10 protein-coding genes are annotated in these 15377 nt (G+C 34.0%); 4 read left to right on the forward strand and 6 right to left on the reverse strand.

The genetic code is table 11. The features are described 5' to 3' along the window. Positions 1-244: 244 nt before the first annotated feature. Together MKY88_RS19420 and MKY88_RS19425 are read right to left on the reverse strand one after the other, a co-directional pair. Positions 245-1501 carry an MFS transporter gene (locus tag MKY88_RS19420; RefSeq protein ID WP_340814472.1) on the reverse strand — a complete coding sequence of 419 codons (1257 nt, stop codon included), beginning with the start codon at positions 1499-1501 and terminating at the stop codon, positions 245-247. 156 nt (positions 1502-1657) lie between these two features. Continuing rightward, positions 1658-3121, reverse strand: a complete 1464-nt coding sequence (locus tag MKY88_RS19425) for an amidase (protein WP_340814474.1) — start codon at positions 3119-3121, stop codon at positions 1658-1660. Positions 3122-3251: 130 nt separating this feature from the next. Between MKY88_RS19425 and MKY88_RS19430 the strand changes: the two genes are divergently transcribed. Beyond that, on the forward strand, positions 3252-3983 hold the full coding sequence (locus MKY88_RS19430) for a response regulator transcription factor (RefSeq protein ID WP_340814475.1): 732 nt from the start codon (positions 3252-3254) through the stop codon (positions 3981-3983). Positions 3984-4177: 194 nt separating this feature from the next. Next, positions 4178-4822, forward strand: coding sequence for a deoxyribose-phosphate aldolase (deoC, locus tag MKY88_RS19435; protein ID WP_069482532.1), 645 nt, complete (start codon positions 4178-4180; stop codon positions 4820-4822). Between the two features lie 77 nt (positions 4823-4899). Here deoC and MKY88_RS19440 read toward each other — a convergent pair whose 3' ends face one another. Both MKY88_RS19440 and MKY88_RS19445 read right to left on the reverse strand, forming a co-directional pair. Next, positions 4900-5841, reverse strand: a complete 942-nt coding sequence (locus MKY88_RS19440; RefSeq protein WP_340814476.1) for an alpha/beta fold hydrolase — start codon at positions 5839-5841, stop codon at positions 4900-4902. A 289-nt stretch (positions 5842-6130) separates the two neighbouring features. Further along, positions 6131-6280 (reverse strand): hypothetical protein, encoded by a 150-nt coding sequence (locus tag MKY88_RS19445; RefSeq protein WP_025116598.1) that lies wholly within the window; start codon positions 6278-6280, stop codon positions 6131-6133. A gap of 487 nt (positions 6281-6767) precedes the next feature. Between MKY88_RS19445 and MKY88_RS19450 the strand changes: the two genes are divergently transcribed. Both MKY88_RS19450 and MKY88_RS19455 read left to right on the forward strand, forming a co-directional pair. Continuing rightward, on the forward strand, positions 6768-8516 hold the full coding sequence (locus MKY88_RS19450) for a methyl-accepting chemotaxis protein (RefSeq protein WP_340814478.1): 1749 nt from the start codon (positions 6768-6770) through the stop codon (positions 8514-8516). Positions 8517-9604: 1088 nt separating this feature from the next. Beyond that, positions 9605-11161 (forward strand): hypothetical protein, encoded by a 1557-nt coding sequence (locus MKY88_RS19455; RefSeq protein WP_340814479.1) that lies wholly within the window; start codon positions 9605-9607, stop codon positions 11159-11161. Between the two features lie 692 nt (positions 11162-11853). Here the strand turns inward: MKY88_RS19455 and MKY88_RS19460 are convergent. Continuing rightward, positions 11854-13416: a hypothetical protein gene (locus MKY88_RS19460; protein WP_340814480.1), complete on the reverse strand. Its 1563-nt coding sequence runs from the start codon at positions 13414-13416 to the stop codon at positions 11854-11856. Then, the gene (locus tag MKY88_RS19465; RefSeq protein WP_340814482.1) at positions 13417-14796 is read right to left on the reverse strand and encodes a hypothetical protein; all 1380 of its coding nucleotides are present in this window, start codon (positions 14794-14796) and stop codon (positions 13417-13419) included. Positions 14797-15377: the final 581 nt, after the last annotated feature.

A 15377-nucleotide genomic window follows, 5' to 3' on the forward strand; every position in this document is an offset into this window, starting at 1 on the left:
CATTTGTATAAAATGAGTAAAAAATATCCCTACTACTAATAAGTACAATGTCTAATTATTTCAAAATCCTAAATATTAAATACGTTACAAATTCCCATATATGTCGAACCAACAATACAGTTAAATTATACCAGGACTATTATAATAGCCCAAGTATGATTTACAAAAAGTATAAAAAAAGGGAATGACCTATATTAAGGTCTTCCCTCAAATTCGTATGCCCTAGTTTAGTAATGATATTGTTTTAATTACCTGTTCTCACAAACTTTTCTTTCAATAACAGTACTCCCATCAGGCCAATGGCGGAAAATACAACTGGGATGATAAATCCATAGTAGTACCCATCTCCTAAATAACCTGAATTCGATTGAAAATAATCCAACACATAGCCAAAAATAATTGGTAGTAATGCAGCGCTTAAAAAGCCTCCTGTATTCGCAAAACCAGAAACGATACCAGACTCAGTGATAGGAAAAGTTTGACGAACAGCCGCGAACGTTAAGGCACTTGCTCCATACCCAAAGCCGATGATGAAGAATAGTACGATGAGCCAGAAAATGGACGGTTGCCCTTTATACAAAAGAAAGGAAAACCAACTCAATAAAACAGCGATATGAACAACAATATATGGTCTTTTAATCGTTTCTAACCAACCTGCCAGCCAACTCGTTAAAGGAGCCCCGATAAGTGCTCCAATAAGACCAACCATAATTAGCTGACTCGCCTCTGACCGTGTCATCTCATACATATTGATTCCATAGGGCACAGCCCATGAACTGATAAAGCCAACATATCCCCCAACAACCCCGAAATGGCAAAAAAATAATGCCCAAGCTTGTCGATTTAAAAATATTCTTCGCAATAAAACAGACGTTTTTTCTCGTTGTACTACCTCAGGTTCAACTATCGCTTTTGCTGAAAAGATACGTTTCGTATTTTTAACAAGTACAAAATAAAGAAGAACACCACATACACATAATAAGAGTCCTGTTGAAAAAAATGAAATTCTCCAACCAAATAGAAAAATCAAAGTAGCAAAGGGCACCGTCGCCAATAAGAAACCTAGACTCCCTGTCATACCAGCAAAGCCTATTAAACGCACAAATTCCTTCTTCTGAAACCATTGTGCCAAAATAAGCACCATATTCACCCAAATAGTTGCATCGCCTACACCCGTAAGTATTCTAGAAAAAAATAGGATAAATTCATGTGTACCTAGACTATATAGAATCGTGCCTAGCCCTGTAAGGATGGCACCTATTATAAGAAAAAAGTTCGGCCCAAAGCGATCAGCTAAAACCCCCATCGGAATTTGTAAACTCGTATACACAAAAAACTGGATACTCGTCAATAGCCCAATCGTCGATGCCGTCACCCCAAAATCCCTCATCAATTGGTCTGTAATTAACCCCGGAGCAGTTCGTTGACTGGCCATTAACAAATACGTAAACAATACAGCAACAAACACAACCCATCTATACCTGTGATGTTGTTTGTTCAATAATCACTACTCCTATTAGTTTTTACTTTATGTATATGAATTGGTCGATGGGGGAAAGACCTGTTTCTTGTCGTAGTGTATACGCATGATTTTAAAGGATACCGAAAACGCACCCCGTCTACACTTTTGTCATGACTGGAGTGCGTTCATGCTCATCTATACTGCTGGCTGAGGCTGTGTTGTACTTACATGTACAGCAGGTTTACGATCTTTCCAAGGCATGGCTTCTTCTAACTGTCTACCAAGCTGTAATAATGTTAATTCATCTGCAAATTTACCTGTCATTTGTAGTCCAATTGGTAAACCTGATTGACTTTCTGCCAAAGGCAATGATAATGAAGGCTGCCCTGTAGCATTAAATAAATTTGTAAATGGCGCATAGGTGAATATTTGCTCCGTCCATTCAACAGCTGAAATGTTAGGATTATTCGCATTTAATTCGCCAATTTTAGCAGGCAATGTACCGATTGTTGGGCTCAATAAAATATCGTAGTCTTCAAAAAAGCCTGCTACTTGACGAGAAACAAGGGCATTGATATTAATGGCATCTAATAATTCGGATGCTTTTAAATTGCCACCATATTCATAGCATTTCCAAATGGCCGCTTCAATATTATCCGGAGAGACTGCTTTACCTGTCCCCTCTGCCGCACCCTTAATCATTTTATAAATATTGGCTGTCCAAATATCGACCGTAGCCTTTGTATATGTCGCTTGTTCATATTTCGGACGTGCTTCCACTACTTCATGCCCTAAGTCCTTTAAAACTTGAATGGTTTTATGAACAGCTTCTATACATTCTGGATCTACAAATGCGCCAGAATTCGTTTCAGTTGTCCATGCAATTTTTAAAGGGCGGACATTTTCATGAATTAATTGTCCATAAGGAGCATGAGTTACTTCTAATTTTGAATAGCTCCCTACATCTGGGCCTGCTACTTGATCCAGTAAAACCGCCACATCACGAATCGTACGGGTCACTGCAAATTCAATGGCAATCCCATTTAAAGGCTCGCTATTGAAGGGGCCAGTAGGAACTCGTCCACGCGTCGGCTTTAATCCAACTAACCCACTACAGGATGCGGGAATACGAATGGAACCGCCACCATCATTCGCATGAGCAATTGGTACAATACCACTTGCCACAGCGGCTGCTGACCCTCCACTCGAACCACCAGGGCTATGGTCTAAATTCCATGGATTCCGTGTAGCACCATAAATAACTGCTTCAGTCGCTGCATTATAACCAAATTCAGGCGTTGTCGTAGTCCCCGCTAAAATTAAACCGGCTTTTCTAAAACGCACCATTAACTCACTATCTACAGGTATTACTGTATTTTCGCCTATACGGCTCCCCATACTATGCGGGACGCCCTCCGCATGTAAGACAAGCTCTTTAATTAAAAACGGAACACCTGCAAATGGGGCATTTTTATCCACCTTTTCAATGGCTTTGTCCGCTTGCTCCTCTAACACACTGACTACTGCATTAATAGATGGATTTACTTTTTTGATTCCTTCTAACGCAAGATTTTTGAGCTCTTGTGGTGTTACCTCTTTTGATTTTACTAGTTCTGCTAAGCCTATTCCGTCATATGAAGCATACTCATGTAAATTCATATCATCACCTCATGTAGAATTAATCTTACAACCATAATGTACTGAATATTCTAAAATATTTATATTACCCAAAAGGATAATTGTTCTCAAAATAGAATATAAGTGCTTAATAGAGAAATGAGGTGTTTTCATGTTTTATGAAGGTGATGTAGAAAAAATTCTTAAGGCGAGTTATCATATTTCCAACTTGAATGTGAAACAAAGTAATGAGAGCTTTAAACATGAATTGTTACATACATTAAACCAACATCTCGGTTATCATCATATGTTATTTTGGGAACTGTCAAATAACGAATTAAAGACACCTGTACTTCTTAACATCGAGGTTCATACGATTAATGAATATTTACACCTATATAAAAATTTTGACCCACTACATCCTCAAAATATAGATACACAGCATGCCATTCAGTTGCTCAATAACAATAAAGCCATGTGCCTTCAAAAACAATCACATTATAAAGACGTATTTTTAAGAGAGAACCGTTATGAAGATGAAATGGCATTGTACTTAAAAGTAGACGATAGACATGTTGCTGTTATCGGCTTTTTAAGAAAAATAGGCGAGAAATTATTTAATGAAAAAGATGTTTTAATGTTAGTGTATTTGAAAAGAAATATAGAAAATATGTACGCCTTACATTTACATTCACAGCCCTCTATTCTGTTTGAAATGACGGCACGAGAAAGAGAAGTGCTGAATTTTGTTTCCAAGGGTCTGAAAAATGTAGAAATTGCCCAGCAATTAATCGTCAGTGAAAATACAATTAAAAAACATCTTCAAAACCTCTATCGAAAATTTCAAGTAACAAATCGCACCCAGCTACTAGCTAAATGTTTGAAATATATGGACCATGTTTAATGTCGAGAATATAGAACAAAAAAACACCAAAAGACCTAAACCATATGTAGAATTATAATGGATGGTGAAAAATCAACTACACTGGATGGTCTAAAAAATATTAAACCCTTTAATATAAGTCATGTGGGTAGCTGAACATCCCCACAGAGCTTTTTAGTAGGGAAACATATTTTGAAGCCGGAGATGATATATTTATGGACTATGCAAAATTAATAGACCACACATTACTTTCACCTAATACGACAGAAAAAGAAATCATTCAATTATGCCAAGAAGCAATACAATACGGCTTCGCATCTGTATGCGTGAATCCTACATGGGTAAGCTTATCTGCAGATCTATTACGTGAGTCAGATGTGAATATATGCACAGTAATAGGATTTCCTTTAGGTGCAAACACGACTGAAGCAAAAGTTTTTGAGACTTTAAATGCTATTGGTAATGGGGCTACAGAAATCGATGTAGTATTAAATATTGCAGAATTAAAAAATAACAAAAACAATATGCTAGTGGAAAAAGAAATTGCAATGGTGGTAAACGCTGCAAAAGGAAAAGCGCTAGTAAAAGTGATTATAGAAGCATGTCTATTAACGGATGAAGAAAAAATTCGTGCATGCGAATTATCCGTAAAAGCTGGCGCCGATTATCTTAAAACCTCCACAGGTTTTTCACTGCACGGCGCAACTGCTAAAGACGTTGCGATAATGAGACAAGCAGTCGGACCAAATGTTGGCGTAAAAGCATCAGGCGGTGTAAGTAACATGGAAGATATCCAATTAATGATAGATGCGGGAGCCTCAAGAATAGGCACTAGCTCGGCTGTAAAAATTTTTAGTTAAAATGTGAAAAAAACCGTCCAAATGGGCGGTTTTTCATCACTTAGCTGACTCGTCTCATTTTCAGATGAACTCACAATTTATCTGACCTCTTTCAAAAATTCTCTTAAGCCTTCAACGATTTCGTTTGCCTTAGTACGATATAAATAATGATCCCCATCAAATGTCACCACTTGCCCATAGACAGAATCTTTTATTTGCTTATGATGCTCGGGTACCCACCTGTCAGTGACTGGATGATCCGCTTGAATAAAGAATATAACAGGTAGATTTTTGGGGAATGACAAACTTTCAGCTGCTTTAAAATTTTCATACATCATTTCAGCCTCATTTAACTGAGTGGAATTATACATGTTCTTATGCTTAAGCATTCTCAACTGTTCCTTTGTTTTTTCATCATACGATAGTTCGGCGTATGGGTCATCACCTAGCTTCACCTGCAATCGAGCTAAACCCGATTGTTTAAGAAACTTTATAGTTCTAATGATGGAAGAACCAATCTTTTTCTCACTGATTGATGGAACACTGCTATCAAGCCCAACAAATGCACTCACTTCATTTGGATATGTATTCACATAATCCAGTCCATAAAGACCCGAAATCGAGTGGCCCATTAAAATATACTGTTCAATCTGAAGCTGCTGTAATGCTTCATGCACTTCACTAACTATATTTTTGGTACTCCGTTCCTTCTCGGTTGAATCACTTAATCCATAACCAAAGGGCTCCACGACAACAACTTTGTAAAATGGAGATAGTTCATCTACTAAAGGTTGAAAATCAAGCCCTGGTGCCGCCGTTCCATAACCAGGTAAAAGCACGACCGTTTCCTCGCCCTCGCCCTGAATGAAAAAATTCATATTTTTCCCATCTACTGTTACAGACTGACCATATGATTCTATTTTTCCTTGCTCTATTTTGTTGCAGACAATATTAACTACGAATACAATCAATAAAAAGAGTACTAGCGCTATCACTAAACCCGCTATGATTTTACCTATAATAGTTATCGTTTTTTTCATTCTATTTGCACGAGACTATAAAACCGCAAGTGCAGACCGCTTTAACTGCTCGTGCCACTCCTCCCTTTCATCATCAACTTCTTATCCGGCCACTTCCGCAAACCGTTTAGGATAGCTTACAAAATGAAGATGTCCTCCCTATGACAACAATATGAACGGAGTATGAACAAATTAAAAATGCTGGGGCGTGTGAAATCAATTAATGAGGAATAGATACCTGAAAAATAAACTCTACGATCAATTGAAAAAAACATAGGGAGATTTTAATCTTCCTATGTTTTCATTCATATTATTGATCTGCTTGTTCTTGCTTCTTTTTCAAATACTCTGCACGTATTTTCTCAAGTTGCTGCTTTTTATCAAATTGAGCAGGCTTGTGTTTTTCATGATACTTCGCCACAGCCGCCTTACCTTTAGTATCCAATTGATATTTCCCCATTTTGGTTCACCTACTTTTCCTGTCTTAAAGAAAATCTATTCAACAAATATAATATACCTTATTTTGCTCATGTATACATTTTTACTTTATTGATGTACCGCCTAACCATGCATATATCACCTTCATTTTCTGTAGCAACTGTATCCCCGTCTACAGCCTATTTTCCTTCAAAATAAAACTAACCAGTGAGAACCATCTATATAGTATCGAACGCTTAACAATACTCTAGTATGAATTAGAAAACGGCATTTCAACAGTATATTAATATGTTATGTAAACAGATGAGATTACAAAATCTTAGATATTATGAAAGATGTTTGTTAAAAAATCACATCATTTTCACACTAAAAATGTCAATCTATAAAAGATTGATGAATGAATAGACGTTTGCAGGACAATTAGCCTCATATAAAAAATAATTTCGATACCATTGAATTATGAAGATTACTGTCGAAATATACCTATATATAGTTGTGGGAGGAAGCAAATGATGAAGAAAAATTTACGGTTACGAAGCATCTCTGGGAAGTTAATGCTACTAATCACAATTATTATACTTGTAACAGTTGTGATTATCGGCTCAACAAGCTATTTGGTTGCCAAAGATCAGCTCTTAGAATCAGGTCAACGAGAACTCCAAAGCATTGTCAAAGGGGCCTATACTTCAATAGAATTGATTAATGAAGAAGTGGAAAATGGCAAAATAACACTAGAAGAAGGAAAAGAACAAGCCAGAATTATTCTAAATGGACCCGTCAATGAGATGGGAGAGTACGATTATCAAAAGTCCAATTTTACTTACAAAGAAAATGGCTATATATTAGCTTTTGACGAGGATTTAGTGTTACAACTCCATCCTTCTAAAATAGGTGGAGCTCCTGCCGATGACCTTAACAGAAGTAATCGTGAAATGATCATTGCAGGCGGCAAGTCCAAAAATGAATCAGATCGCTTTGTCATTTATTCTGATAAACAACCAGATGGTTCTTTTAAAGATAAAACAGCCTATACAGAATATTTTGAGCCTTGGGGTTGGACTATTGGAATTGCTGTCTTTCAAGATGAATTTTATGAAGGGTTAAACATTTTACAATATATTATTTTTGGTGCAACAGTCATACTTATTATTTTAAGCTCACTGGTGTTTTATTTAGGTATTCGGAAGAAATTAAATACTTTAAAAGAAGTAGCTGAAGCCGCAACAAAAATTGCTGATGGTCATATAATGGTTACCCATCTACCTGAATCAAATGACGAAATTGGACAACTTGCTACTGCTTTTAATAAAATGTCACAGCAATTACGCACGCTCGTCGAAAAGACTAAAAATACAAGTGAACATTTATTGGATTCAGCGACTAACTTATCAGCTGTTTCAGAAGAAACATCTGCTAGTAGTGACGAAGTTGGTAGAGCAATTACTGAAATTGCTACTGGTACACAGGAACAAGCCAATGATTTGGACAGCATAAACCAAACAGTAGAGCTATTATCAAGTTCTATAGAAACCACGGAAAAACAAAGTAAAGTTATGTACGACATTACAAAACATGCAGAAAAAATATCATCCGAGGGAATTGAAATAGTACAACAATTACAACAGTCCAATACTATTTCACTAGCAGCCTCACAAGAAGTCAGTGATGAAATTAAAAAATTAAATGATCAAATAAATCAAATCACACAGGTGATGGAAACCATTGAAACAATCGCAGAGCAAACCAATTTACTAGCTTTAAATGCGAGTATTGAAGCTGCAAGAGCAGGTGAATATGGTAGAGGATTCTCAGTGGTTGCCGATGAAATAAGAAAACTAGCAGAACAATCGAAAATGGCCACCCACCAAGTACAAGGAGTGGTTTCATCCATTGTTTCAGAAACGACTAAAACAGTTGAAACTGTAGAAGGAACAATGGAGACTGCTAAAAAGTTAAATGATGATGTAGTCCTAACACAAAGTAAATTCAATCAGATGTCTGATTCTGTTAAACAAATTGTAGAATCCATATTAGCCGTTAATAAAGAAATGGACGTGATGACATCCTATAATAAGTTGATGAGTGAAGGAATCGAAAGTGCGTCCAGCGTATCAGAACAAACGGCCGCTTCCGTACAGGAAATTGCTTCTTCCATCGATGAGCACATTAAAGCAATTACGGATGTAGCTCATGCTGCTGAAAAACTAACGGAATTAAATCGTGAATTAAATTCTTTAATGGAGCGATATACTATATAAAGGCTAGCGATGTTATGAACATTGAACATGGTCTAATCCGATAAGGATAACCGGTTTAAATACTTTACCATTACTGAAGGGATTCCAGAGTGTTTGGAGCTTTTGATGAAACATACACTAGATTGTTAAACAAAAGCATCGAATCAAATGATTCGATGCTTTTATTTTTTGGTAGGTTGACACGTCAATTTTTAAAAATGAAATCCATATTCTTTTGGTGTTGTTTAACACTGTGGCTCTCTTGTTGAAAAACAACTTTTTTATTAATAATACACTTTTTTATTGAATTACCTAAGAAGTGAATAATATTCAACTATAAAATTCTAAAAAGTATAAACTTTCCATAGAAAATTTATGCTTTAAGTCACATGGGTGTCCATGAAATCCAATAAGTTTGTATGATGATGGAGACGGCGGGAATCACACCAACTGTCTCGAAATGTTGTTAAATCAATGGTTGCGGGGGAAAGCTATTTTATTGACTATGATTTTGACTATATTCAATAAAAGTACATGTTTATTCGCTAACGGCTTACTATTAAGCTGTATTTATTTTCTCTAATACAGCTTAAATTACTACTCCTCTTTCTATTTATGTATAGGCCTTTCCTTCAATTTCTCTATATCGTTCTTCGTCACATCCATGGAATGCATCATTTCTAGCCCTACTGATATTCATCATCTCATTAAAATCTTCATCTTTTAAAATTTTGCAATTTTAATTTAACTCCATAGTTCCACCATTTAATTTTATCAATTGCATTTAGCTAAATTTAAACTCATTGCATGATTGATACTAAACAAATTTTTTTAATCTGTCTAATAGTATGATTATTATCATTAACACTAAAATCATTTTTTGATTTGATTTTGACATCAATATATTCTTTCAACTGATTTTTAAAGCTTTTCCTAATATACCTATACAGTAGTATGCTGCTTTCCGCTTAAAAATGAGAGTACCTGGCACCTTACTTATACCCAAAATATAAATTATCAATTTATTGTAATTTTTATAATTACATGTAAAATCAAACTGTAGAGTTTTCAAATCAACTCCTTTATCAAAAAAATTATGAGGTGATTTAATGTATGTAAATGCTGCTTTAGTGGGAAGAACAAAAGTTGGGAAAAGTAAATTCGCAGGCATGTTTGCAAAAAGTTGCGGATTACTGGAAATGATTTTTTCTAAAAAGGGTAAAGATACTACTGATTATAAAGTTGAGTATTCTTTGTGGAAAAAGGACATCAAAGTTTCTCCAAAAGTAACTATCAGGTATAAGGATGGAGAAGGAAAATATCAACATTTAGATATCGATTTAACAAAAGACAATGTAGAAGAGATATCTAGACAGATTGATATAATTCATAAAAAATATGGCATTCAAGAAATTTCAGTTTATGATGAGTTTAGTCCATTTGCATTAAAAGTTTTACCTGATAAATGTAACTTTTTAAGATTAATAGACACACGTGGCTTATCTGGAGAAAACTCTTTAGTAAATATTCCTCCGGTTGATTTATATTTTGTAATACTTGAAGATGCAAATGAAAATGAACTTATCGATTCTTTAAGCAAAATTAAACACTTACTTGTGGGCTCAGATGTTGTATATCTATATCGTGAAGGTACACGTATTGATAATGAGGCTGATTATAATGAAGCACAAGGAGATTTAAAGCCTGCCATTGATGATTATGAAAAAATTATTAATAATATCATAGAGGACAAAACCCTCATCTCTCTATCATCAATTTTCAAATTACAAAACAATGTAATAATGTACCCCTCACTGCCACCAAATAAGAAAATAACTGAAGAATTTTTAACGCAAGATCTACCTTTAAAATTATTTTCCAATGACTTAAAATCTATACTTTTAGATAAACTTGATAAAGAGAAAGTAATTCGAAAAGTTCAAAATTTAATAAAAGAAGATACCAAAGTTAAAGAATTGTTCGAAAAATTCATATTAAAAATAGTAAGTAATTTATTATCTACATACAAGTTTGAAAATGAAGACTATTTTACAAAACCAAAAGTAGATAGCTTAATTGGTCCTCGTAAAAAATGGAGAACTATTTCCAGAGATGGTTATAACATGGCTGACAATGTAGATAACGCAGAACGATATTTTAAAGATCGTTTATATAATGCTATGGCAACTATAATTGAAGAGTTTGAACGAGAAGGATTAAGTTATAATGAATTAAAAGAATTAGAATACATGTTTAACTATTTAACATTTGCCTTAACAGGAAGTTACACTATGATCGTTGGTGGTCATCATTCAGAGGACTATACCTTCCGAACAATGCAGGGTTACGAAGCTTTGTATAGCCACTTATCTGAAAATCTCTTCTCAACTAACAATTTTGCTAAGGCCTATGAAGAATTTTATAAAGACACAATTGGTATATATTCAAATTCTTGGCATTGTTTAGAAATTAGGAATTTAGAACATAATTCTTCATATTCAAAAGTCTTAAAAGAAATTCATGAGCTGCGTAAAATTCCTTTTCTAAATAACAGGAAAGTAGATTCAATAACTGAAGCATTAATTTTGAAAAAATTTATAGTCCAAATTATGGCCGCATATACATTACTATTTAAAAATTTTGTAGATATTCTAGATAAAAGATAATTAGAACATACGAATCATTTTTATATAGGCTTCTTTTCTATCACTAATAATAGAAAAGAAGCCTTTATTTGAGTTCAAATTACTTGCAAAACTCATGTTTATATCTCATATTCCAGTCTATTTTTTAAACAATATCCAAATTCATCCATACGAAAATATAATAAATACATATGACTTATAATATTTGATAAAATCTAACATCGATCTTACTCAATTTTAAAAGGAGTTTATTGGCATCTAAACATATTAAATTACTAAATTAATACACAAAGAATCAACATGAAAATACTTCCAAAGTTAGCCCGTATTCAAACAACACATATAAACACGCAGCACCACCCGATACTACAAAGGTAGGGGGTGCTCCCTGTCAAGTAGACAATGAAAATAATAAAAATACTTTATGAGGCTTGATCCTAGAATTTTAAAGGGCTCAAGCCTTTTACTTTTCTTGGTAACGTTCATTGTTGTAAAACGAAAAATATATCTCAATGGCTGTTAATAGTACAAAGTACGTATCATATTTTTTAAATAATATTTTTCTGTTTTAAGCGTACCCCTAAAAGCCTCAGTTGGTCCTTTATCAATGCATCTACCAACACGAGACATACTGTGGACCATCTTCGAATCTTCTATCATTTGCTGTGTTGTGGCAAAACTTATCTATGATAAAATTGTCCAATACTTACCCCTTATTCATTCGGCTCTTTTGCCTCATTTAATACCCTTTCCCATTCAAGTTCCAAATCTTTATTTAACGATTCAAAATCGATTCCTTTAGAGAGATAAATAGCTCTTTCTTCTTTAAATGCGGCAATTCCAAATCTAGTCCAAGCTACCATATTTAAACGACTCGCAAATAGTAATGCTACTCCCCCCGAACGAATCGCTGCATCTCCTGCATCTACCAAACATAATGCACCATGACCCACTACTAACATTCTTCGTAATTCAGGCTTATTCCCAATAGGTAGGGAATTTTTAAAGCTATTTTTATGATAAAACAGACTTTTTATAGACCACATTAATTTTATAAGTAATTCATTTATTACTACTGGAATTGCCATTGTTGCACCGAAACGTGCGTCATACCCTGCCTCAAAAACTTTAGTTGAGAACTCAGCAATTGTCTTATTATCACCGTTTACTTTTATTGACCCTAAATCACAAAGCTGAAAAAGGTTGTAGAAAGGAATAGGGATACCTGCTCCTCTTCTTCCCTCATCATGGCCTCTTGTACCACTCGAACCTGCAACATCTGACATTAGATGGCCTAACCAGTTTGCAAAGCCTGCGAATAATTTTGAAATCAAAGTGTTACCTTGTAGTTGGAATTTATTTGTCCCTTCTACTGGTTCAACACGAATAAATTTTCCATCTGAAATAAAACTAGCTTCTCCTGTAAATTGATCTAAAATAGAGAAAAATAATCCGATTATATCTGGAGAATGGCCCAGTGATTTCAAATGATGATTACTAGGATTCATGTTTAATGTTTCCCCACTTAAGTCCAAATCACTGGCATACCTTGCATCATAATTTACTTTAAAACGCCTTTCTAAATATCCTATAGCAGATGCTAGTCCGCTTGGCTCAGTACGAATATTTGCACCATTTGCCTTATCAAATCTAAAGACTGTTTTTGCAAATTTTGTTACTACATTATCAACTTGTCCATCTGTCCATTTACCAAGAACACTCGAACCAGGTGCCCCAACTAAATAAGCATCTATTAAGCCCGTTACAATTCCACAATATGATGCAATCATATAATCATACTTATCACATTTCCCTGTCTTAAACTTATAATCGTCCTTAATACGATTTAAAATATCTAACTGATGTTGCTGAGTTAAAAGGTTTTTCATTGGATCATCAGATAGACTCAGTTGATGATCCTTAATATAACTATTTACACGTTCAAAATATTCATCCCAAGTTCTTCCGCCTATAGCTTCTGATGATAGAGTATGGAGTTTTGTAGCAGAAAACTCTAATTCCTTTTGATTAAAAAATTCTTGGTCAAGAGTATCTATTTGTACTGTATCTAAAATATCTGTTCTTTCTAACTCATTTAATAGCTCTCTTAATTCAGCCATTTCTGTCTCTGCATTTTGAATTAAAGAATCTTGTCGATTAGATTCTTGATGTAATTCACCAACAACTTTCTTCATAGAATCTGATTGCATTTCCATTTCATGTAGCTGAAGTCTTTGAACTTGAAGGCTTCTTTCAATTTCTTTCAATTTCCGCACCTACTTTACGACTAATTTTAAATCTGAAGATTTAGATTTAATTTTAGTTAAAGCTTCCTTGTAAAGCTGCATTTCTGCCATTAGATTTGCAATTTTCAGCGCATTTTCTTCATAATTTTGTGAGAGTCTATTTAATTCCTCTGTAAAATAATTGATGTCATCAATTAATGCGTTGATCGTAGCTTGATGTATTTTAATTACTTCTTGAATCATTTTTTCTCTCTTAGAATTTATTTTTCGTTGCTTTCCACCTGTAAGATACTTAACGCCTGTATAAACTGCCACTCCTCCAACAATAAGAACTCCGATTCCTGTAACCATACTTGAAAAACCTAATAGTCCACCAAAACCAAAAGCAGCTAAACCAGATGTAATACCCGCTGCACTTAACCCTACTACACTACCACTGATATAAATAGCAGCAATAGGTACCCCAACCGCAACACTACTTGCAGTAAAATTTTTTATATTTTTTTCAAATTCTTTTTCTGAAATCTGTCCATCAATTAATTTTTCATCATTAATAATTACGGATTCAATAAAATCAATCTTTTCTTTTAAATTCCCAGATAAATTTAATAGACCACCTGCGTAAATTAAATTTTCATTATTACTCGCCTTTGATTTATCTCGAGAGCGGGTTAATCTAATAATATCTTTTAACAATGAATGTTTAACATTATCAATATTACCGTAAGGAGCTGTCATAACTGTCATCCGTATGGCTTCTTCAAAATCTGCATTATCAGATACAATAAACCTTTTAATCTCTTGTCTCATTTCTTGCTTAAAATTCAATTGTGTCATTAACCCTAAAATTTCTGCCAAAGGTGCAGATAAAAGATTCTCCATTACTTTTTTTTCATAAGCAACTAACGTTTTCAAATAATTAATTTGAACTTTTACATCCATTTCTTCTAAAGCTAAAATTCTATCTGTTGTACATTTAACAGATAATTCCTTCATTTTCTCATATCTACTTTTCATTTCATTTAAAAAAACTCTCGTTTCAGGAAGTTTAAATGTTGTACTCGACAAATTAACAGTCTTACCTAAACAAGTAACTGTCAACTTTTTATTTTCATTTGTTAATTCAATTCGCTCAATTTTTTCAAAAGGAATATGGATTGGGTTTGCTCCAAACTCTTTATAATATAAACTAGAAGTAGTAACTATAAATCCGTCATCCCCTTTACCGAACACTGTAGTGTCAACATATACACTAATCATATTTTCAAAAACGCCTGGGGAGATAGAAGTTAAAGCAACTTTAATTTTTTTTTCTGGGATACTATCTCTATAATATACCTTTCCCATACTATTAATTTGAGGTACATTTTTCTTAATATACTCAACTAATTTTCTTTCTTCTTCGTGCATCTCTAACACCTCTCAACAATAATAATCTATAACTATTTTACTACGGTTTGAAAACATCTATATTTTTCTTTAACTTAACAACCATATTATACAAATTATAACAACTATAAAGGTCAAAATATGTAGCTTATAAAAATTTACTTCCATAAATCCTTTAAATTTAGCCCATCAAATCATAATTTTTACATAATTTTTTAAATATTATATTTATATACAGTAAGCTAAGGATTTAAAAATAAACGCACATTCTCAGTGCCCATGACGAATAGGTGATTTGTATTTTTCGACCAAGGCATGTAATCTTGTAAGATCTCAGGCTGTTGTTGAATTGGTAAATTTGTTAGATCTGTTAATAGCTTCGAGGTACTGATAGTAATCAATGCCATTTGTTGTTTTGGCTGTTACCTTCAAACAGATGGTATTTGCTTTAGCACTGGATTCACAAACAGAAAATAGCCAGTTCTTGCGACGATCATGGTTGGGTAAACATTTAAATCAAGAGAATTGAGCAAAATAAAATCCTCGCGAAAAAGGAGTCTCCATTTCGCGAGGAGTGATATACTAAAAACACTGTTTTTTTC

Source organism: Lysinibacillus sp. FSL R7-0073 (genome assembly GCF_038009065.1).
GTDB lineage: Bacteria > Bacillota > Bacilli > Bacillales_A > Planococcaceae > Lysinibacillus > Lysinibacillus fusiformis.

Bases quoted from the DNA above. Each gene is read 5' to 3' on its own strand.
- MKY88_RS19425 (WP_340814474.1), bottom strand. From the start codon at position 3,121: ATGAATTTACATGAGTATGCTTCATATGACGGAATAGGCTTAGCAGAA.
- MKY88_RS19430 (WP_340814475.1), top strand. From the start codon at position 3,252: ATGTTTTATGAAGGTGATGTAGAAAAAATTCTTAAGGCGAGTTATCAT.
- deoC (WP_069482532.1), top strand. From the start codon at position 4,178: ATGGACTATGCAAAATTAATAGACCACACATTACTTTCACCTAATACG.
- MKY88_RS19440 (WP_340814476.1), bottom strand. From the start codon at position 5,841: ATGAAAAAAACGATAACTATTATAGGTAAAATCATAGCGGGTTTAGTG.
- MKY88_RS19445 (WP_025116598.1), bottom strand. From the start codon at position 6,280: ATGGGGAAATATCAATTGGATACTAAAGGTAAGGCGGCTGTGGCGAAG.
- MKY88_RS19450 (WP_340814478.1), top strand. From the start codon at position 6,768: ATGATGAAGAAAAATTTACGGTTACGAAGCATCTCTGGGAAGTTAATG.
- MKY88_RS19455 (WP_340814479.1), top strand. From the start codon at position 9,605: ATGTATGTAAATGCTGCTTTAGTGGGAAGAACAAAAGTTGGGAAAAGT.
- MKY88_RS19465 (WP_340814482.1), bottom strand. From the start codon at position 14,796: ATGCACGAAGAAGAAAGAAAATTAGTTGAGTATATTAAGAAAAATGTA.